Annotated in this window: 20 protein-coding genes; 10 read left to right on the forward strand and 10 right to left on the reverse strand. The window is 63.2% G+C overall.

What is annotated here, in order from left to right:
- Nucleotides 1–3: 3 nt before the first annotated feature.
- On the reverse strand, nucleotides 4–375 hold the full coding sequence (locus KBY73_RS09760) for a hypothetical protein (protein ID WP_254936886.1): 372 nt from the start codon (nucleotides 373–375) through the stop codon (nucleotides 4–6).
- Nucleotides 376–651: 276 nt separating this feature from the next.
- On the opposite strand from KBY73_RS09760, the gene thiD reads away from it, so the two are divergent.
- Genes thiD through KBY73_RS09780 form a run of 4 tightly spaced genes read left to right on the forward strand, consistent with a single transcriptional unit; the run spans nucleotide 652 to nucleotide 4,519 of the window.
- On the forward strand, nucleotides 652–1,476 hold the full coding sequence (thiD, locus tag KBY73_RS09765; protein WP_254936887.1) for a bifunctional hydroxymethylpyrimidine kinase/phosphomethylpyrimidine kinase: 825 nt from the start codon (nucleotides 652–654) through the stop codon (nucleotides 1,474–1,476).
- Nucleotides 1,477–1,502: 26 nt separating this feature from the next.
- Nucleotides 1,503–2,837, forward strand: coding sequence for a 3-phosphoshikimate 1-carboxyvinyltransferase (gene aroA, locus KBY73_RS09770; protein WP_254936888.1), 1,335 nt, complete (start codon nucleotides 1,503–1,505; stop codon nucleotides 2,835–2,837).
- 22 nt (nucleotides 2,838–2,859) lie between these two features.
- Complete coding sequence (gene glmU, locus KBY73_RS09775) at nucleotides 2,860–4,233, forward strand: bifunctional UDP-N-acetylglucosamine diphosphorylase/glucosamine-1-phosphate N-acetyltransferase GlmU (RefSeq protein WP_254936889.1); 1,374 nt, start codon at nucleotides 2,860–2,862, stop codon at nucleotides 4,231–4,233.
- Between the two features lie 25 nt (nucleotides 4,234–4,258).
- Nucleotides 4,259–4,519 carry a chlorophyll a/b-binding protein gene (locus KBY73_RS09780; protein WP_254936890.1) on the forward strand — a complete coding sequence of 87 codons (261 nt, stop codon included), beginning with the start codon at nucleotides 4,259–4,261 and terminating at the stop codon, nucleotides 4,517–4,519.
- Nucleotides 4,520–4,633: 114 nt separating this feature from the next.
- Here the strand turns inward: KBY73_RS09780 and murF are convergent, their stop codons facing one another.
- The 6 genes from murF to menD all read right to left on the reverse strand — a co-directional run bounded on the left by murF (nucleotide 4,634) and on the right by menD (nucleotide 11,567).
- A complete protein-coding gene (gene murF / locus KBY73_RS09785) occupies nucleotides 4,634–6,028 on the reverse strand; it encodes a UDP-N-acetylmuramoyl-tripeptide--D-alanyl-D-alanine ligase (RefSeq protein ID WP_254936891.1) in 1,395 nt (464 codons plus the stop codon).
- Nucleotides 6,029–6,056: 28 nt separating this feature from the next.
- Nucleotides 6,057–6,722, reverse strand: a complete 666-nt coding sequence (locus KBY73_RS09790) for a hypothetical protein (RefSeq protein WP_254936892.1) — start codon at nucleotides 6,720–6,722, stop codon at nucleotides 6,057–6,059.
- A 106-nt stretch (nucleotides 6,723–6,828) separates the two neighbouring features.
- Nucleotides 6,829–8,301, reverse strand: coding sequence for a glycogen synthase GlgA (gene glgA / locus KBY73_RS09795; protein WP_315858425.1), 1,473 nt, complete (start codon nucleotides 8,299–8,301; stop codon nucleotides 6,829–6,831).
- A 40-nt stretch (nucleotides 8,302–8,341) separates the two neighbouring features.
- Nucleotides 8,342–8,791, reverse strand: coding sequence for a L,D-transpeptidase (locus tag KBY73_RS09800; protein WP_254936893.1), 450 nt, complete (start codon nucleotides 8,789–8,791; stop codon nucleotides 8,342–8,344).
- A gap of 110 nt (nucleotides 8,792–8,901) precedes the next feature.
- The gene (menB, locus tag KBY73_RS09805; RefSeq protein WP_254936976.1) at nucleotides 8,902–9,741 is read right to left on the reverse strand and encodes a 1,4-dihydroxy-2-naphthoyl-CoA synthase; all 840 of its coding nucleotides are present in this window, start codon (nucleotides 9,739–9,741) and stop codon (nucleotides 8,902–8,904) included.
- A gap of 17 nt (nucleotides 9,742–9,758) precedes the next feature.
- Entirely contained in the window at nucleotides 9,759–11,567 is a 1,809-nt protein-coding gene (gene menD / locus KBY73_RS09810; RefSeq protein ID WP_254936894.1) for a 2-succinyl-5-enolpyruvyl-6-hydroxy-3-cyclohexene-1-carboxylic-acid synthase, read from the reverse strand.
- 77 nt (nucleotides 11,568–11,644) lie between these two features.
- Here menD and lepB point away from each other — a divergent pair, with 77 nt between their 5' ends.
- Complete coding sequence (gene lepB, locus KBY73_RS09815; protein WP_254936977.1) at nucleotides 11,645–12,220, forward strand: signal peptidase I; 576 nt, start codon at nucleotides 11,645–11,647, stop codon at nucleotides 12,218–12,220.
- Between the two features lie 30 nt (nucleotides 12,221–12,250).
- The gene (locus tag KBY73_RS09820; RefSeq protein ID WP_254936978.1) at nucleotides 12,251–12,610 is read left to right on the forward strand and encodes a DUF760 domain-containing protein; all 360 of its coding nucleotides are present in this window, start codon (nucleotides 12,251–12,253) and stop codon (nucleotides 12,608–12,610) included.
- Between the two features lie 12 nt (nucleotides 12,611–12,622).
- Here KBY73_RS09820 and KBY73_RS09825 read toward each other — a convergent pair whose 3' ends face one another.
- The 3 genes from KBY73_RS09825 to KBY73_RS09835 are packed head-to-tail and all read right to left on the reverse strand — an operon-like array spanning nucleotide 12,623 to nucleotide 16,030.
- Nucleotides 12,623–13,846, reverse strand: coding sequence for a DUF4336 domain-containing protein (locus KBY73_RS09825; RefSeq protein WP_254936895.1), 1,224 nt, complete (start codon nucleotides 13,844–13,846; stop codon nucleotides 12,623–12,625).
- A gap of 1 nt (nucleotide 13,847) precedes the next feature.
- Entirely contained in the window at nucleotides 13,848–14,648 is an 801-nt protein-coding gene (gene zupT / locus KBY73_RS09830) for a zinc transporter ZupT (protein WP_254936896.1), read from the reverse strand.
- Nucleotides 14,645–16,030 carry a YcjF family protein gene (locus tag KBY73_RS09835; protein WP_254936897.1) on the reverse strand — a complete coding sequence of 462 codons (1,386 nt, stop codon included), beginning with the start codon at nucleotides 16,028–16,030 and terminating at the stop codon, nucleotides 14,645–14,647. Before KBY73_RS09835 ends, zupT begins: the two co-directional genes overlap by 4 nt.
- A gap of 165 nt (nucleotides 16,031–16,195) precedes the next feature.
- On the opposite strand from KBY73_RS09835, the gene KBY73_RS09840 reads away from it, so the two are divergent.
- From KBY73_RS09840 to trpS, 4 genes are read left to right on the forward strand one after another with little or no spacing between them, the layout of a single operon-like run.
- A complete protein-coding gene (locus tag KBY73_RS09840; protein ID WP_254936979.1) occupies nucleotides 16,196–17,107 on the forward strand; it encodes a cation diffusion facilitator family transporter in 912 nt (303 codons plus the stop codon).
- Nucleotides 17,100–17,657, forward strand: coding sequence for a hypothetical protein (locus KBY73_RS09845; RefSeq protein WP_254936898.1), 558 nt, complete (start codon nucleotides 17,100–17,102; stop codon nucleotides 17,655–17,657). Before KBY73_RS09840 ends, KBY73_RS09845 begins: the two co-directional genes overlap by 8 nt.
- The gene (locus KBY73_RS09850; protein ID WP_396096931.1) at nucleotides 17,635–18,192 is read left to right on the forward strand and encodes a hypothetical protein; all 558 of its coding nucleotides are present in this window, start codon (nucleotides 17,635–17,637) and stop codon (nucleotides 18,190–18,192) included. Before KBY73_RS09845 ends, KBY73_RS09850 begins: the two co-directional genes overlap by 23 nt.
- Nucleotides 18,193–18,197: 5 nt before the next feature.
- Nucleotides 18,198–19,226 (forward strand): tryptophan--tRNA ligase, encoded by a 1,029-nt coding sequence (trpS, locus tag KBY73_RS09855; RefSeq protein ID WP_254936899.1) that lies wholly within the window; start codon nucleotides 18,198–18,200, stop codon nucleotides 19,224–19,226.
- Nucleotides 19,227–19,240: the final 14 nt, after the last annotated feature.

The following is a 19,240-nucleotide window of genomic DNA, read 5'->3' on the forward strand; positions in this document are numbered from 1 at the left end:
TATTCAGTCGCAACCCTCCACCGACACGCGGTAACTGAAGCCGGTAGAGGCGGGCATTTTGGTGGCACCAACCCTCACATTCACCTGGTTCGTGCGCCGGCCAGGTACGGCTGGAAAAGGACCGAAGACGTGTCTCTGCTCAGGTTGAAGGGTGCGATTCTCATTCACCAAGCAAAGGTCGTTGTTATCGGTGAGTCGCAAAAATGCTGAGGCTGGGAACACCGCCTTATCTGTCGATGCCGACTGCAAGTTGATGCGATGACTGGCGTAGCTGCGATCTACCGCAAAATCTGTGTTCCAGTTGTTGCGGCGAAACAATCCATCCGGACTGATGCGTTTTTGCACAACGGGCTCGCCACCTGCTGCTATAGGCATCAGAAACCGACAGCTAGCCTGGGCCGCGCCAGCATCAGCCGAAAGCACGACAATTGCAGCAATTACTAACGACACAGTTAGACGTAGCGCGTTCCTGCTAGCCGAGACACATTTAGACTTCAAATGCAGCATTGAAAAGACCAGTCGTGATAATCAAAATCCACACTAGATCCTCAAGCCAGATAAAAAGTACATGCCATTAACGATGAATGGCAAAGTAATGAATAATTCGATGATTTCTGAGATCATCAACTTGAGTGAACTGCTGCCGTGCCTATGACTACCGCCATCGCTATGACAATCGGAGGCAGCGATTCCAGCGGCGGCGCCGGCATCCAGGCCGACCTCAAGACCTTCACGGCCATGAGGGTATTTGGCTGCTCGGCCATCACCTGCGTCACCGCCCAAAACACCACAGGTGTCAGCCGCGTGGACTCTCTGCCGCCAGAGGCCCTGAGCGCCCAGATCACCGCGGTGCTCACCGACCTGCCGGTGGCAGCCCTTAAAACCGGCATGTTGCTCAATGCCAGCCTGATCGAAGCCACCGCTGCCGCCCTGGCGCCGTTGGCGATCCCGAAATTGATCGATCCGGTGATGGTGTCGCGGGCAGGGTCAGTGCTACTTGAGCCCAGCGCCATTGCTGCCTATCGGCTGCTGCTGCCCCAGGCCGAGCTGCTCACCCCCAACCTGCACGAAGCCCAGCTACTCAGCGGCGTGACGATTGAGGCGGCTAGCGATCTGGAACTTGCGGTTGAGCAAGCGGCGCAGAGGCTGCTGGAGCTGGGGTCAGCAGCGGTGCTGGTAAAAGGCGGCGGCCGGCCAGAGCTGCGCGGCCGCGACTACCTCCTGCAGCGGCATGCCCCTGGGCAGTGGCTCAGCCACGCGCCGATTAGCACCATCCACACCCACGGCAGTGGCTGCACACTGGGGGCAGCGATCACTGCCCAGCGGGCCCTGGGACGATCCCTTCAGGAGGCCATTAACGAAGCCAAGCGCTACGTGGAGGGCGGCTTGCGCTCCGCCCTAGCCATTGGCGCAGGTCAAGGCCCGCTCTGCCACTGGCATGCCTATGAATCAGTCGAGCAGCGGCAGGCTCCATAGGATCGGCCCACTGCCGTCAGAGCTTCGTGGCCCATTTCGCCGCCAATCATGCCCCACTCCGCCTGACTGGTGGCGGCACCCTGGCGGGAACCGTGCAGGTGCCTGGGGATAAATCAATCTCCCACCGGGCCCTTTTGTTTGGGGCTATCGCCGAGGGAGAAACGCGCATCGAGGGCTTGCTACCAGCGGAGGACCCGCTTAGTACGGCGGCCTGCCTGCGGGCCATGGGCGTGGAGGTATCGCCGATTCAGGCCGGCCAGCCAGTGACCGTGCAAGGCGCCGGCCTTGATGGCTTCCAGGAACCTGGCGATGTGCTCGATTGCGGCAACTCGGGCACCACCATGCGGCTGATGCTGGGGCTGCTGGCAGGCCGGGTGGGCCGCCACTTCGTGCTCACTGGTGATGGCTCCCTACGGGGCAGGCCGATGCGGCGGGTCGGAGCCCCCCTGGCCCAAATGGGTGCCCAGATCCATGGCCGCGGGGACGGCAACTTTGCACCCTTGGCGGTGCAGGGCCAGCCGCTGCGCGGCACAACCATTCACACCCCGGTTGCCTCAGCCCAGGTGAAGAGCGCCATCCTGCTTGCCGCCCTCACCGCTGACGGGCCCACCACCGTGATCGAGCCGGCCCAGAGCCGCGATCACAGCGAGCGAATGCTGCGGTCCTTCGGCGCCGAGTTATCTGTGGGCGGTGAAGGCAATACAGTGGTCACCCTAACCCCGGGGCAAACGCTCAAAGGGCAAGCCGTGGTGGTGCCAGGTGACATCAGCTCCGCCGCTTTCTGGCTGGTGGCCGGTGCCATCACCCCAGGCGCTGAGATCACAGTGCAGAACGTGGGGCTCAACCCCAGCCGGACCGGCATCCTCGAGGTGCTGGAGCAGATGGGCGCTCAAATCAGCGTCCTCAACCGCCGGGATGTGGCCGGGGAGCCTGTGGGCGACCTGCGGGTTTGCCACGGCCCGCTGCAAGCCTTTGAAATCGGTGGCGATCTGATCCCCCGGCTCGTTGATGAAATCCCAGTGCTAGCCGTAGCCGCCTGCTGCGCCGAGGGCATCAGCCGCATTCGTGACGCCGAGGAGCTGCGGGTCAAGGAAACAGACCGCCTGGCGGTAATGGGACGGCAGCTCGGGGCGATGGGCGGCCGCATCGAGGAATTCGCAGACGGCATGACTATCAGCGGCTGTACCGAACTGCATGGCGCAGAGGTTGACAGTGAGACCGACCACCGAGTGGCCATGAGTCTGGCGGTAGCCGCCGGCATCGCCCAGGGCGACACCCTGCTGCACCGGCCGGAAGCGGCGGCCGTCTCCTATCCGGGCTTCTGGGCCGACCTAGCCCGCCTCAAGCAACAGGCAAACTGATACCTATTCCACATACAAGTCCATGCTCGCCGTCGCCGTATTGGCCGCAGGGAAGGGCACCCGCATGAAGAGCGCCCTGCCCAAGGTGCTCCAGCCCCTAGCCGGTGCCACCCTGGTGGAGCGGGTACTGGCCAGCTGCGAGCAGCTTCAGCCAGAGCGGCGCCTGCTGATCGTTGGCCACCAGGCCGAGCGGGTGGAGCAGCAGCTGCAGGGCCTAAGCGGCCTGGAATTCGTGTTGCAGCAGCCACAGAACGGCACTGGCCACGCCGTGCAGCAGCTGCTCGAGCCGCTAAAAGACTTCAGCGGCGATCTGCTGGTACTCAATGGCGACGTGCCGTTGCTACGCCCCGAAACCCTTGCGACCCTGCTGGAGCAACACCGCAGCAGTGGCGCTGCCGTGACCCTGCTGACAGCCAGGCTGGACGATCCCAGTGGTTACGGGCGAGTGTTTGCCGATGCCAACGGCTCAGTTAGCGCAATCGTGGAGCACCGCGACTGCAACGACCACCAGCGTCTCAACGACCTCACCAACGCCGGTATCTACTGCTTCAACTGGGCCAAGTTGGCCGAGGTGCTGCCCAAGCTCACCACCGACAACGACCAAGGCGAGCTTTACCTCACCGACACGGTGGCCCTGCTCCGACCGGCCATGCACCGAGAGGTGGCCGATGCCGACGAAATTGCCGGTATCAACGACCGGCTCCAGCTCAGCCAATGCGAGGCGGCACTGCAGGAACGGCTAAAGCGCCACTGGATGGCTGAGGGTGTCAGCTTTGTCGATCCAGCTAGCTGCACCCTCAGCGAGGACTGCCGCTTTGGCCAGGATGTTGTCGTTGAACCCCAATGCCACTTCCGAGGCAGCAGCTCCATCGGCGATGGCTGCCGCATCGGGCCCGGCTGCTTGATCGAAGACAGCAGTTTGGGAGCAGGTGTGACCGTGCTCTATTCAGTGCTGCGCCAGGTGCAGGTGGGTGAGCACTGCGCCATTGGCCCCTTCGCCCAGCTACGCCCCGGCACCTCATTGGCGAAGCACTGTCACATCGGCAATTTTGTGGAAGTGAAAAACAGCAGTCTTGCCGATGGCGTGAAAGTAAACCATCTCAGCTATATCGGCGACGCAGATCTGGGAGCTGGCGTCAACGTGGGAGCAGGCACAATCACCGCCAACTACGACGGCGTGCGCAAGCACCGCACCGTGGTGGGCGCCGGCAGCAAAACCGGGGCAAATTCTGTGCTGGTGGCACCACTGACCCTGGGCGAAAACGTCACCGTTGGTGCCGGCTCGACGATCACCAAGGACGTGCCGGCCGGGTCGCTCGCCTTGGGCCGTGCTCGCCAGCTCGTCAAGGAAAACTGGTCCACCCAGTTAAACCAGCCAAGCCCTCCAGCCCCATAGGCTGCGCCAATCTTCCCCAGCTTTTATGAATCGCGACAGGCGTCCTGCAGCTTCACCAGATGCAGCTTCACCAGATAAAGAGGGCTTTCTCTACGAGCCGGTCGAACGGTTTGGCGAGAGCATGACCAGTCCCAAACCCTGGAACAAGGCTGCCCTTGCCGGGGTGGAATTATTAAATGGTCGGGTGGCCATGCTTGGCTTTGCCGCAGCAATCGCCGGCGAGCTTCTCACCGGCAAGGGCATGGTGGGCCAGCTGGCTGCCATGTTGCATTGGTATTTGGGCTGAAAGCAGAAAGGCCCCGAGTGAACCACCACCCAGGACCTTCGCCCGAAGGCACAACATCGTGAAATGCTGCTCCGCAGCCATCATGGCCGATCGCGTCGAGCCCGGCATGGCCGATTAGAGAAGCGGGATCAAGCGCTCCAGAGCAACACCCCGGCTGGCCTTGAGCAGAAGCACATCTCCAGGCTCCAGCCATTGCTGCAATGGCTCTGCCGCAGCCTCCGGGCAATCCACCTGCCTTAAACGCGCTAGGCCAGTGGCCGCCGCAACCATGGCCGCCCCTTCCTCGCCCTGGTCCACGATCACCAGCCCATCAAGGTCAAGTTGCCTTGCCCGTTCGGCCACGCTGCGGTGCAGAGCGAGGCTCTGCTCGCCCAGCTCAAGCATCGTGCCGAGCACCGCGAAGCGGCGGCCTGGCTGCTGGGCCAGCAGCTCCAAGGCGGCAAGCACCGCCTCCGGTGAGGCGTTGTAGGTCTCGTCAAGTATCAGCACGCCATTTTGCTGCAAACGGCGGCTGCGTCCTCCGGGCAAATCCACCTGCAGGGGCCGCCAACGCTCAGGCTCAAGGCCGAGCTCACGAGCTACCGCCATGGCAAGCATCAGGTTGCGGGCGTGATGAACACCCTCTAGCGGCACGGGCAGGGCCACTCCGGCCAACTCCAAAATCTCCCCCTGGCAATCAAGGCTGCCCACCAGGTCTGCGGCCACTTCATGGCCTTCTCCCTGCAGGGCAACCCGAACTACCCGGCCAGACCACACCCTGGCCAGGGCACTGTCCAGAAGAGGATCACCTGCCGGGATCACCACCAAGCCATCGGGCCTTAAACCAGCCACGATTTCGCACTTAGCCGTAGCGATTGCCTCGCGACTGCCAAGCCGGCCGATGTGGGCTGTGCCGATGTTGGTAATCACTGCCACATCGGGGCTGGCGCAACGACTGAGCCGTTCGATCTCACCGAGGCCCCGCATGCCCATTTCCACAACCAAGGCCGCCTGATCAGGTGCTGCGCCCAGCAAGGTCAGGGGAACGCCTACGTCGTTGTTTTCGTTGCCGCTGGAGGCCCAGATCGGCCCAAGCGGAGCCAGGGCACTGCGGATAAGTTCCCGCGTGGTGGTCTTGCCGGCGGAACCGGTCACCGCCACCACTGCTGCTGCAAGCTGCAGGCGCCAGAGACCCGCCAGGTCCTGGTAAGCCTGCAGGGTGTCCGGCACCAGCCAGAGAGGAACGTGAGCTGCGGCAGCAGCAGCCAACACACTGGCCTGGGAGGCTGGCGCAAGGTGGCCCGCCTGGGCTAATAGGGCGGCGGCACCTGCCTCGAGGGCACCGGCAAGGAAGCCATGGCCATCGAAGCGCTCGCCAATCAGCGGCAGAAAAAGGTCACCGCCGCGCAGCTGGCGGCTATCGGTGCAGATGGCCTGGGCGGCAAGCTTCAGCTCCGCCTGATCCAGCGCAAGTGGGCCGGTGGCGGGTGGACCCCAAAGCTCCTGCAACTGGGCTAAACGCAGACTCATCGTCGGCAGTCGGGGGCGATGCCGAGGATCATGCCTGAGGAATTGTCTCCGCCTCCAACAGCACCATGCCGCTACCCACCCGGGCGGCCTGAGCCAGCAGATTGCCGCCAGGGGCTACCAGGCGCAGACGCTCGTAACCCAACTCGCGGCTGCGCTGCAGCCAGATATCGGCCTGCTGCTGGCGTCGCTGCAATGGCAAGCCTGCCCAGGTCGTCACCAGCTCCAGATCGAGCAGCCCCTGCTCTGGGTGAGGGCGAGCAGAAGCAATACAGCCCTCGGGGTCGTCGTTTGAGAGCAGGGCCAGCAGGGGGTCGAGCTCAAGGCGCGTGGCTGGAGCAGGCTCTGCAAGCTCAGGAGAGCTTGGAGCTGGATCAACAGAGCGAGCAGCTGGCTGGCCTAGCGCCTGGGCAATCTGCAGATCAGAACGGGGGGCAACTTGTTCAACAACTGGTTGAACGGCTGAACTATCCGCAATATCAAAAGTGGTGGGGGTGGGGCTAGAGAAGACAGTTTTTATCAGCAGCGTCAGCAAACACGCCAATACAGCCAGACCCAGGGCTAGCAGCACCGGCCAAAAAAAGGCCGCAAGCCCTTGGGGCCAAAAGCCAGGCACGGATAAATCTCCCTCCCGGTTGCGGCGCACCAGCTCCCGCAGCTTGAGCACCGTGCTGGCCAAGGCGGCACGCAGGTCCACTGCAAGACGGCCCCAAGGTTCTACGTAAGGGGCCGGATAGGGAGCTGGTGGCTCCGAACGGCCCGAACTATCGGGGGCGGAAGTGGGTGGCGTCACCAAAAGGGGTTCAACGGCGCTTCAGCAGGGAAGCCAGACCCCTCCGGCTGGGGTCAGCATCTTGACCTTGGGAGAAACGCTCAACGGCGGCCGCTTCAGGCGTTGGCTCCTTTACGCCGCAAACGTCGCGGTACATGGCGTCGTATTCGAGCGCCGAGCGGGCCCAGCTGAAGTCCACGCCCATGCCCCGGCGCTGGAGTTCCTGCCAACTGGCCTGATTGCGGTAGGCCTCCCAGGAGCGCACGATTGCCGTGTAGAAATCGATTGGCTCGTAGCGATCGAAGCCATAGCCATTGCCGCTGCCCGCCAGGGGGTCGTTGGGGGGCACGGTGTCCACCAGACCACCCACCATCCGCACCACCGGAATCGAGCCGTAGCGCATCGCCAGCATCTGGCTGATACCGCAGGGCTCAAAACGACTCGGCATCAAGAAGGCGTCGCTGCCGGCATAAATCAGCCTTGAGAGGGCGTCGTCGTAGGTGAGGAAAACGGCGAAGCGGCCGGGATGGCGCGCTGCCATCTGCCATAGCCCCGACTCATAGGTGCGATCCCCCGTGCCCAGAACAACAACCTGGCTGTCGGTATAGGCCAACACCCGATCAGCAACCTGCAGCAGCAGGTCGACACCTTTTTGATCGACTAGCCGGCTCACCATTCCCATTAGGTAGGAGCGGGGATTCACAGCCAAGCCAAAGCGCTCCTGAAGGGCCTGCTTATTAATGGCACGGGGGGCTAAATCCGCAGCCGAAAACTGGGCTGGCAGGCTGGCATCAGTGGCTGGATTCCAGTCTTCGGTATCAATGCCGTTGAGGATGCCGCGCAACTTGCCACTGATGAAATTCAGCAAGCCATCGAGATGCTCGCCGTATTGGGGCGTGCGGATCTCCATCGCATAGGTAGGGGACACCGCATTGACCCGATCTGCATACAGCAAGGCCGCCGCCATCGTGTGGTCCCCTTGCATGTACCAGGGACACCAGGTAATGCGATCAAGCTTCCAGCGCCAAGGGCCCTGATACTTGAGATTGTGGATTGTGAATACGGTGCTGATCTCCGGGTCTTGATGCATCCACACCGGCAACATGCCGGTGTGCCAGTCGTGGCAGTGCAGCACCTGAGGCTTCCAGTGATGCCAGCAGAATTCCGCAGTGGCGCTGGCAAAGAAAGTAAAGCGCCAATCCTCGTCTTCGCCGCCGTAGATGCGCTCCGGATCAAACACCGGATGGCCCACTAAATAGAGAATCAGGCCGTTGGTGGGATGGCGGGCCTCAAAGACAGCGAAGTCATTGCCCATCGTGTGGCCGCGCCAGATGGGTTCGGGCGAAACCTTCAACTTCGACCACAACTTGCCGTAACCCGGCAAAATGATGCGTACGTCGTGGCCTAAGGCGGCTAGGGCCGGGGGCAAGGAACCCACCACATCTCCCATGCCCCCGACCTTGATCATCGGCGCGCATTCGGCTGCCGCAAACAAGACCCGCATCCCAGAGTTACCGGAGGTGGGCGCAACTCTACGGGCGTCGCTAAGGCAACACCGTCACGGGGGTGCCCATCTCCACCAGATCGAACAGTTCCCGCACATGCTCATCCAGTAGGCGCACGCAGCCGTGGGAAACGGCCTGGCCCACGCTGTGCCTCTGGGGTGTGCCGTGGAAGCCAGCGCTGACGCAACCCTTCACCACAAGGTGCTCGCTGCCGTTGAAGCCGGCGCGGCCCTTGCAGTCGCGGTGGAAGCCAATCCAGCGGCTGCCGAGGGGGTTGGCAGGTCCAGGCGGGATGCGTTGGCCGGTGGCTGGGTGCTCCCAGGTGGGGTCTACCGCTAGCTCGATAACCGAAAACTGACCCACCGGGGTCTCCCAGCCCGGCCGGCCGACACCCACTGGAAAGCGTTTGCGCTCCTGGTTGCCCTCTAGTACAAACAACTGGCGCTGGCGCCGGTCAAGGACGAGCCGACGCTGCTGAGATGGCTCCACAGCTGCAACGGCAAGGGGTGGCGCAATTAAGTGGGCTCCAACAAGCAAGAGCGGAAGCAAAGGCAGCAGCCCCAAACAACCCACTGCCCTGAGATGAAATCCGTCTGTTTTCAAGGTAACCAGGGAGCATCGGAGAAGTCTGGCGGTCGCTTCTCAAGGAAGGCATTGCGCCCCTCCTGGCCCTCCGCTGTTCGATAAAAGAGATGGGTGGCCTGGCCGGCCAGCTCCTGAATTCCTGCTAATCCGTCGGTTTCAGCGTTGAAGGCAGCCTTGAGACAGCGGATCGCCGTGGGGCTGTGCTGCAGCACCTCGCGCGCCCAGCTGATCCCCTCCTGCTCCAACTGATCAAGGGGCACAACCCCATTCACCAAGCCCATGGCCAAAGCCTGGTCGGCCCCGTATTGACGGCAGAGAAACCAAATCTCCCGTGCCTTGCGCTGGCCCACCAGCCGGGCCAGGTAGCCGGCGCCAAAGCCCCCATCAAAACTGCCCACCCGTGGTCCAGTCTGGCCAAATACGGCGTTCTCAGCCGCCAGGCTCAGATCGCAAAGCAGGTGCAGCACCTGGCCACCACCGATCGCGTAACCGGCCACCAGGGCAATCACCACCTTCGGCAAGCTGCGGATCAGGCGTTGCAAGTCCAGAACATTGAGACGGGGCAAACCCGACTCGTCGAGATAGCCCCCATCACCGCGCACGCTTTGATCGCCGCCAGCGCAAAAGGCCCAGCCACCATCAGCCGCTGGGCCGGCGCCGGTAAACAACACCACCCCAACCCGAGGGTTGTCGCGAACTCGGGAAAAGGCGTCGCAAAGCTCATGCACGGTGCGGGGCCGGAAGGCGTTGCGCTTGTGAGGTCGGTTGATCGTGATGCGAGCGATCCCCTCCTCGCACAGGTCAAAAAGGATGTCCTCGTAGGAGCCGGCGGGCTGCCATTGCACCGCTGACATGGTCGGGGAGGAAGGGCTCAAGACTGCATCAGGGCTTGGGCGGCCATTCTGCGCAAGGTCTGGCGCTTGAGTGCATCGGCGCGGCGATCGCTCACCAGCTCAAGCAGCGCCAGCGGCTGCTGCAGCGCCCAGTCCAGCTGGGATGGCAAGCCAGCGAGCTGATCCACCCTGCGCCCCTGCACGCCATGGGCTGCAGCCAAAGCCAAGTGATCAAGCTGCTGGGGCATGGCAAACAGCCTCTCGAAATCCAGAGCCTGCTCAGGCGTTATGCGAATCGGCAACTGTTCAAAGATGCCGCCACCGCCGTTGTTGATCAGGATCACGGTGAGGCGCCCCTTTAGTTGGCGCTGCCAGAGCCAGCCATGGCTGTCATGGAGCAGGGCCAGATCTCCCGTGAGCAGCACCGCCTGGCCATGGGCCTCAGCGACCCCGCAGGCGATCGAGAGGGTGCCATCGATGCCGGATGCCCCTCGGAAGCCATAAACCGGTCGCCAGGGGGCAGCAGGGTTGGCGAAGCTCTCCCAATCGCGCACTGGACTGCTGTTGGCAAGCACCAGCGGCAAGCCGGCGGGCAGCAGGAGCCCCAGTTGGCGCGCCAAACAAAGCTCGTTAACACCAGTTTCTGCCCCATCACCACTGGCCAGCTGCTGATCTAGCCAGAGCTGCAATTGCTGCTCCCGCTGGCGCCAGCGAGCCCCAAACTGCAGGCCCTCGGCACTGGGGCCGCCGGCCCAAATAGTTGGAGGCAAGCTGGCGCTCCAGCCGGCCAAACCGGCGGCGCTCTGCTGACATCCGCTGCCGTGCCATCCACTGCCGAGCGGATCAAGACATCTCGGCTCGCCCTCACTGACAAGCCACTGGCGAGACTCCTGGTCGACCAGCCAGCGCTGCAGACGGCGGCTGGCGGGCAAGGGGCCAAGGCGCAGCACCTGGGCTGAACTCAGCTTGAGTTCAGGAGCCTCGAGCAGTAGGTCGTAGCTGCTGATCAAATCGAGTTCGGCCAACCCCCGCAGCCCGCTGAGGCCATCGGCCAGCACGGGCCAGCCCGTGCGCCGCTGCCAGCGCACCAGAGCCTCCACATAACCAGGCCAGTGCTGGGGCAGGCCGCGCCAGGGACCAGCAACCACCACCCCTGGCTGGTCTGGATCGGGAGCGGGGCTGAAGGGCGGTGCCTGGGTCCCTGATCCAGGGGCCCTCAGGCCGAGATCGCCCAATGGAGGGGGAGTGGTCTCAAGGGAAGCGTGGGCCGTTGCCTCAAGCAGCGCCGTCCCGTCCGCATGAAGAGGTTCGGCAAAGGGAAGGTTGAGGTGCACTGGCCCCGGCGCAAGGCCATAGGGCCGGGTGGCAGACCATGCCTGGCGAGCCAGGGCGGCGATGGCAGTGTCCGTCATGGCAGCCAGTCCAGTGCCATCTCCCTGGCCAAACCAGCGCACACTGGCGGCCAGAAAGCTTTCCTGGTTCACGGTCTGGTTTGCCCCACAGCCTTTGAGCCGCGTGGGGCGATCAGCACTGATCAGTAATAGGGGGATGGCGCCATAGTCCGCTTCCACCGCGGCGGGCAGCAGGTTTGCCACAGCTGTGCCCGAGGTGGTGACAACTGCAACTGCTTTTCCAGTGGCCCTGGCCAATCCCAGGGCAAAAAAGGCGGCAGAGCGCTCGTCAATGGCGGTGTACAGCGCCAGCCCGCGCGGCTCAAGTACGCCCAGGGCCAGGGCCAGGGCACCGGAGCGACTGCCTGGACACAACACAGCCTGGCTGAGCCCCTCGCCCATCAGGGCCTTCAGCAGCAGCAGCGCCGCCTCAAGATTGCGACGGGCCAACTCCACGCCAGGGCGGTTCAGGATGGACTGGACCAGTCTCCCCTGCACCCTTGTCTTCCACGCCCCGCAGCAGCACACCCAGCCTGCTCGAAACCCTGCGCCGCCAGGTGGTGCCAGTGCTGGCCTGGGTGTTGCTGGCCCTGGTGCTGCGCTGGGCGGTGCTGGAGCCCCGCTGGATTCCCTCGGGATCGATGCTCCCGGCCCTGCAACTGCAGGATCGGGTGCTGGTGGAGAAGCTGCGCGCCCGGCTGCATCTCCCCGTACCGATCGGCACCGTGGTGGTATTCCATCCCCCCACAGCCCTGGTAGCCGCTGGCTACGACCCCAAGGCAGCCCTGATCAAGCGGGTGGTGGCACAAGCGGGCGATGAAGTGGAGGTGCGCGATGGAGTGCTTTGGCGCAACGGCATCAAGGCGGCGATCGATTGGTCAGCCGAACCGATGGACTACCAGCTGGAACCCCTCACGGTGCCCCCAGAGCATCTGCTGGTTTTGGGAGACAACCGCAATGCCAGCTTGGATTCCCACCTCTGGGGGCCCCTGCCTCAAAGGGCCTTGATCGGTACAGCGGTGCTTCGCTACTGGCCCCTCGATCGGTTCGGCTGGTTACGGATCTCCGCCATGGGCCACCCCCCTGGTAAGACGAATGAGCTGGGGTAGGGTGCAAAGCGGATGCAGCGCACGCCGGCGATGTTCAACCCGGAGTTCCTGACCACCGATAACGAAGCGATCAGCGGTAACTCGTTGATTCAGTACCTGCAGGAGCAATCTCCTGATGTGCTGCAAAGGGTTGCTCGCTCAGCCAGTAGCGACATCCAAGACATCATTCGCCACAACGTCCAAGGGCTGTTGGGAATGCTTCCCGGAGAGCAGTTCGAGGTCAAGATTCAGACCAACCGAGAAAACCTGGCTGGCCTGCTGGCTTCAGCGATGATGACCGGTTACTTCCTGCGCCAGATGGAACAGCGCATGGAACTGGACACGAGCCTGTTGGGCTGCGGAGATCTGGACAGCGACCTCGATGCCGACCCAGGCGAGCTCAGGCTCTGAGTTAGCTCAAACTCAGTAATCGCTTAGTCCGGAATCCCCTAGTCCAGGCTCCGCGGGCTGCTCCGGCACCACTCCAAGGCGCAGGAGGGTTTTGTCAATGCCGCTCAGGTAAGCCCAGCTGCCCCTATCTGGTGCCCAATCTCGCCCTTCCAGGCAGTCTGCAAGCTCCCCTAGTTGCTGAGGGCTGCATGCCACCGGAGCTTCGTAATGGGCCGGCACCAGCCAGCGGATCTCGGCTTGGCCAGCCAAAGTGCGGATCCAAGTCACCAGGGCGGCCCGGCAGCGGGGAAACACCAGCCGCTCCAAGACAGGCGCCACCAGCAGTGCAGCCTCAGGGCCGGGCACCAGCCGCCGAAATTCAGCCTGCCAACCCTCTTGCCAGCGGAAGGGATAGAGGCCGAAATAGGCCCGCGGCGAGCGCACCCCCGCGGCCAGCAGGCCGGAAAGCAGCTCCCTGATTCCAGGCACCTGCAGATGGTCTGGGCGGAGATAGGAGGCAAACAACACCAGTCGCTGCCAGCCCCGCCTGCGGCAATCAGGAGTGTCGAGCAGGGGCGCATCACCGCGATCCCTGGCATGGAAAAGCAGCGGCGTCGGATCGGCATCAAATAGTTCTGGGGGCTGCTCACTGATGGCCACTAGGGCATCGGTGAGCAGCAGGCAGCCGCTAGCGCGGTGCAGGCAGGCCGCCTCCATGAAGGTGCCCAGGCCTAGATCTAGGGGACCGAGCGGTAGCCAGTGCAGCTCATCGGCATGGGGAAGCCCCTGCTCAAACAGCACCCGGGTGCGCTGGGCCGGGAACCCCAGCCAGGCCAGCGGCAGCGGCAAGGGAAAGCTCCACTGCCGTGGTGTCACCCACACCTGGGCAGCAGGGAACGCCCTTGCCATCGCCGGCACCGGCAGCTTGTGCTCGAGGCCAGAGCTGGTAGGCAGCACGATCGTGCAAACGGCGCCGTAGCGGTGTTCCAGCTCGGCAAGAGCTGCCCGCACCTCTCCAGTGGGGGGCACGGGGGCATAGAGCAACAGACCAGCCCGCAAACGCACCACCGTCATCCGGATCGGCACTGCCACGTAAAACACCCCCTGGAGCTGCTCGAAACTCCAGACCTGGCCAGGGATCAATTCGCGCACCAAGGTGCGGCGGCGACCGTAGGGGTAGAGCGGCAAAAGCGGCCACCAGGGCCAGCTCTGATCTGCGCCAGGCGCCGCTGAATCTCTGCTGGGGAACTGGGTCACCTCAGGCCAGCAGCACCAAGCTGACACTCATCACCAGCATTCCTGCCGTGAGGCCAGCAATCATCACGTGATGATGGGCCCCGGTGCGCTGAGCGGCAGGCAGCAATTCGTCGAAGCAGATGTAAATCATCAAGCCGGCGACGCTGGCGAAAACCAATCCCATCACCGTGTCGCTGAGAAATGTTTTTAAAAAGACGTAGCCCACCACTGCACCGATGGGCTCGGCAAGCCCTGAGGCGAAAGACACCCAAAAAGCAGTGCGGCGGTTGCCAGTGGCGTAATACACCGGGGCTGAAATCGCCAGGCCCTCGGGAATGTTGTGGATGGCTATTGCAATAGCGATGCTGATGCCAAGCCTGGGACTTGAGAGGGCACCAACAAAGGTGGCCAAACCCTCTGGAAAATTGTGGATGGCAATCGCCAGGGCCGAAAACAACCCTGTGCGGAGCAAGGTCTGCGACTGGGCCCTGGGCAAGTTGGCCTCAGGAAGGGTCAGATCATGGCTAGGTAGGGCGTTGTCGATCAAGGCAATCACCACCATGCCAGCAAAAAAAGCCAGCACAGTTACCGCATAGCCGGTAGTAGCTCCAAGCCCGAGGGCCAGCGCTTGCCTAGCCTTGGGAAATATCTCCACAAAGGAGACAAAAATCATCACGCCAGCCGAAAAGCTCAACGACAAACTGAGCAACTTGGGGCTAAATCGCCTCGACACCAGGCCAAGCAAACTGCCAAGACCGGTGCAAAGGCCGGCTGCCAGGGTGAGCAGAAAGGCAAACAGCACCCGCTGATCGAGGGCAATCAAGGGGTTGGCTCCGCGGCCATCAGATCTGATCTGTCCATGCCGGCAGGGGGCAGGTTGCGAAGCCACTGCCGGCCCTGCTCGAGAAAAGCAGGCCAGTCAAGTTTTTCCGCCGCCGCTGCCGTGGCCACCAATAGGGGTGCCTGGCGTTTGATCTCGGCGAGATCCGGCTCGCTCACCCCCGCCGAGAGGGCCAACATGTCAGCCATAGACCTGGCAACAACCCTGGTGAGATAGGCGGCGCTGAGCGCCTGCAACGCGCCCCCCACCAGCCAGGTGGCGCCATGCAACTTGACCAAGCCAGTAAGAAGCTGGCTGCTCCACTCCACTACCCCCTGGGCGAGGGCTGCTTTGGCGAGTTCGCTAGCGGCGGCCTGCAGCTGCTCGAAAGTCCAGGGGCAATCCCAGAGTCGGGCCATTTCGCGCAACATCAAGCCATTAGCCACCGCAAGCACTAGCAGATCGAGGCTCGGCAGGGGCGCCGCCACCACCCCCGCCGCCACCAGCCATTGGGTGCGCCGCTGCAGTGGCAGGAAGTGCTGCCGCCGCAGCTGCTCAAGATTGCACTGCCACAGGCCATGCAATTGCTGAAGACGACGCAGCTGGCGGCCGCGGCGCAACTCAGCTCCTGCACTGGCGAGGTGGCGGGCTAAGGGCGAAATGCTGGCCGCAAGCGTCGTGGGCAGGCCGTTCCAAAAGAGCAGACGCTGGGAAAGATCCTGTCCAAGCTGGGAACGCAATTCAGCGGTCAGAGCTTCGAGAGTCTGGTCACCGCTGCTGAATTCCACCAGCAGCCAGGCGGGCTGAGCGGCGGGTAGGGCCTCTAGCCAGCGCAGATCAGCAGCTGAGAGAGGAGTGCGCAGATGGTGGATCAGCAGGTCGCAGGCAGCAAATGCTTCAGGCCAAGACCAATCTTTGCTCCAAGCCGGTAAGGGGTGGGCCCAGTGAAGCTGAAGTGACTCGGGACCACGCAGGGCCTCGATCAGATCTGGCTGCAGAGCCACAGCCGGAGGAGAGGTACCCACTAAGGCCAACTGCAAGCCCTGCCGATCCAGCTCCTGGCGCAGGGCTGCCAGTTGGTCCTTGCGCATCCGGCTATCAAGCTCAGCCTGGGCTGGAGCTGGTTCCCCTACAAGCCGTAAAAACTGGCCCTCAAGCTGCTCCAGGCGCCCCAGCCAGCCGGGCACATCCGTAGGGGCTGGCCCCCGGGGTTGGCGGCGGCGCAGCAGCGAAGCACCCAGGCCCAGGCCCGCCAAGGTGAGACCAGAGCCGATGGGCAGGTGGCTCAACCGCAGTAGCCCATCGAGGGCAAACCAGCCCGCAAGCCCGGTGCCGATAGCCGGCAGCCAAGGTTTGAGGGTCTTGGGCATGACCTGGCGGACCATGGCTAACCCGTCGAGCTGGGGGATGGTCACCGGCGGCGTCAACGGCCCTGGACAAGCTGATGCATCTTTAGCTCAGCTTGAGACGCTGCGCAGGCGCCAAATGCCAATAGCTTGGGCGCGAGTCGGGGGTCTGCCTTGCCAGCTCCAGGAGTAAGGGACAACCCAATGGAGGTTCGCCAGGACACCCGCGAACAAGTGAAGCGAGTGCTGCTGGTGGCCCTGGCCGTCAACATCAGCATGACGCTGTTGAAATTGCTGCTGGGGCTATTGAGTGGCTCGCTAGCAGTGCTGGCGGATGCCATGCACAGCGCCACTGACGGATTTTCAAGTCTGTTGGGGCTGGTGACCAATGGACTTTCGGATCCCGAACCGGACCGGGACCATCCCTACGGGCACCACAAATACGAAGCGGTGGGTGCCCTGGCTATTGCAGCCTTCATCCTTTTCACTGCCTTCGAGATCCTGCAGGCCGCCCTTGAACGTCTTCGCAACGGACTACAGCCGTTGCGCATGGACAGCCGGGAGCTACTGGTACTACTGCTCGTGCTTGGTATCAATATTCTGTTGGCTGGCTATGAGCGTGCCGAGGGGCGAAGGCTTGGCAGTCCCCTGCTCAAGGCCGATGCGGCCCACACCAGCAGCGACATCTGGACAACAGCAGTGGTGCTGGTGGGTCTGGCCGGAGCGGTATGGCTCAACCTCAGTTGGCTCGATGTCGCCCTAGCGATTCCACTCTGCTTGCTGCTGGTGCGGGTGTGCTGGTCAGTGTTGCGAACCAACTTGCCCCAGTTGGTTGATCAGATCGCCATTGCTCCGGAGGCCATTCACCAGGTCGCGATGGAGGTAGCAGGGGTGCTCAACTGTCACGACATCGCCAGCCGCGGGGTGCTCGGCCAGCAGGTCTTCATCGACATGCACATGGTGGTGGACGCCAATGACCTGCCAACGGCTCACCGGATTACTGAATTGGTGGAGGAGCACCTAGAGGCCCGGTTTGGTCGGGTGCGCTGCACCATCCACCTTGAACCGCGGGAATACGCCAGCGCCGCGATCACCTTTAAGGGCACCCATGGCTGAGCAGCTGCCGCAATTGACACCGCCGCAATTGACACTCCCACAATTGACACTTAGGCAGCAGGCCCAGCTGCTGGATTGGGCAGTGGAACTACAGGCTGCTCCCAGTTGGGTTGGCAGCCTGCCGGTGGCCCTGCTTGAGCGTTGCTGGCTGAGGCTGCGGCGCGTACCACTAGAGCAGCTTGCCCTGGTGCTGCCGCCAGATGCCAGCGCCGAAGCACCAGAACTGGTGCGCTATCGGGCCTGGATCTCCGCCGGACAGCCGGCCTGGTCAGCCCAGTTGCGCTGCTGGCAGGAATTCGGTCAACCGGCCTGCCAGGAGGCGCTGCGCCACTTCTGGGGCCACCAGGAGCGAGGCAACCACGGCTGGACATTTGCTGCCTATCTGGAGCTGCTGGAGACCTATCGAAACCAGTTTCAACCAGGGGCCGAGCGGGCCCTGCCCCTGATCGTGCTAGCTCGCAGCGGGCAGCGAGAGCCCCATCGACTGCACTGGCTCACCCCCCCCTTGGCCAGCCGATGCGGCACACTTGCCCCTGACTGCACAGGCTGAGGCGATGGCCGACGAAACCACCCCCTCTCAAACTCGCGATGACCAGGGAGGGCGTTCCGGTGGCGGCCGCCCACCAGGCAACCGCGAACCCGGCGGATTCCGCATCCGGCTCAGCGACAACGAGATGCGTGCCGCCCGAGCCATTCAGGAAGGCTTCGCGCTGCGCTCCACGGTGGCTGCCCTCGGCTTCGCCATTCGCACGGTGGCCCAGCTGCTCGAGGATGGAAAACTCGACGAACTGGTCGCTCAACAAAGGGCCCAGGCAGGTCCCCGTGGCGATTCCCCCCGCAGCGATTCCCCACGCTCCGAGCGCCGGCCAGGGGGTGGCGAGGGCCGGGTGATCCGCCAAGAGCGGGCACCTCGCATCGACCCGTTCGCTCGCCCCAGCAAGCCTCCTGCTCCCGTGGCAGAGCCCATCGTGCCCGTCTCTGAAGAGGCTGCCGCCGAAGAGCTGGCTGTAGAAGATCTGGCTGGAGAAGATCTTGCCCCCGAGAGCGCTGAGAGCACCGAAAACCCTGAGAGCACCGAGAGCTGAGTCCCATGGCACGGCCGAGGGTTCTGTCTGGGGTGCAACCCACCGGGGCTCTGCACCTCGGCAACTGGCTGGGCGCGATCCGCAACTGGGTTGATCTCCAGAGCAGCCACGACACCTTTTTTTGTGTGGTCGATCTTCATGCGATCACTGTTCCCCATCAGCCAGCCCAGCTCGCCGAGGACACGCTCTCAACAGCAGCTCTCTATCTCGCCTGCGGCATAGATCCCGATCGCTCAACTGTGTTCGTGCAGAGCCATGTGAGCGCTCACTGCGAACTCGCCTGGCTGCTCAACTGCGTCACCCCGCTCAATTGGCTGGAGCGGATGATCCAGTTCAAGGAAAAGGCAATCAAACAGGGAGACCAGGTATCTGTGGGCCTGTTGGACTACCCGGTGCTGATGGCTGCCGACATCCTTCTCTACGACGCTGATCTGGTGCCTGTGGGGGAGGACCAAAAGCAGCACCTTGAACTCGCCCGCGACATTGCCCAGCAGCGCATCAACGCCCGTTTTGGCAAGCGGAATCCAGATGGTGAGGTAATTCCAGTGCTCAAGGTGCCCGAGCCCTTGATCCTGCGGGAAGGGGCCCGGGTGATGAGCCTCACCGATGGCAGCTCAAAGATGAGCAAAAGCGACCCCAACGAGGGCTCACGAATCAGCTTGCTGGATCCGCCTGAACTGGTGGTTAAAAAAATAAAACGGGCCAAAACCGACCCCACCATGGGACTGGAATTCGGTAATCCGGAGCGGCCTGAAGCAGACAACCTTCTAGGGCTTTACGCCCTGCTGGCCGGCAAAACCAGGCAGCAGGCAGCCGAGCAGTGCGGCGCCATGGGCTGGGGCACGTTTAAGCCCCTGCTGGCAGATGCTGCCGTGGAGGCCTTAAGACCAGTGCAGCAGCGTTATCAGGAGTGGCGTCAGCAGCCTGGAGCGGTGGCGGAGGTGCTGCGCAATGGCCAACACAAAGCTGCAGCGGTTGCCGATGAGACCCTCAAACGGGTGCGGGAAACACTGGGTTTCTTGCCGCCCGGCTAGGAACTTTCTGGGCA

Origin of the sequence: Cyanobium sp. Tous-M-B4, from assembly GCF_024345395.1 — a bacterium.
Classification (GTDB): domain Bacteria; phylum Cyanobacteriota; class Cyanobacteriia; order PCC-6307; family Cyanobiaceae; genus Cyanobium_A.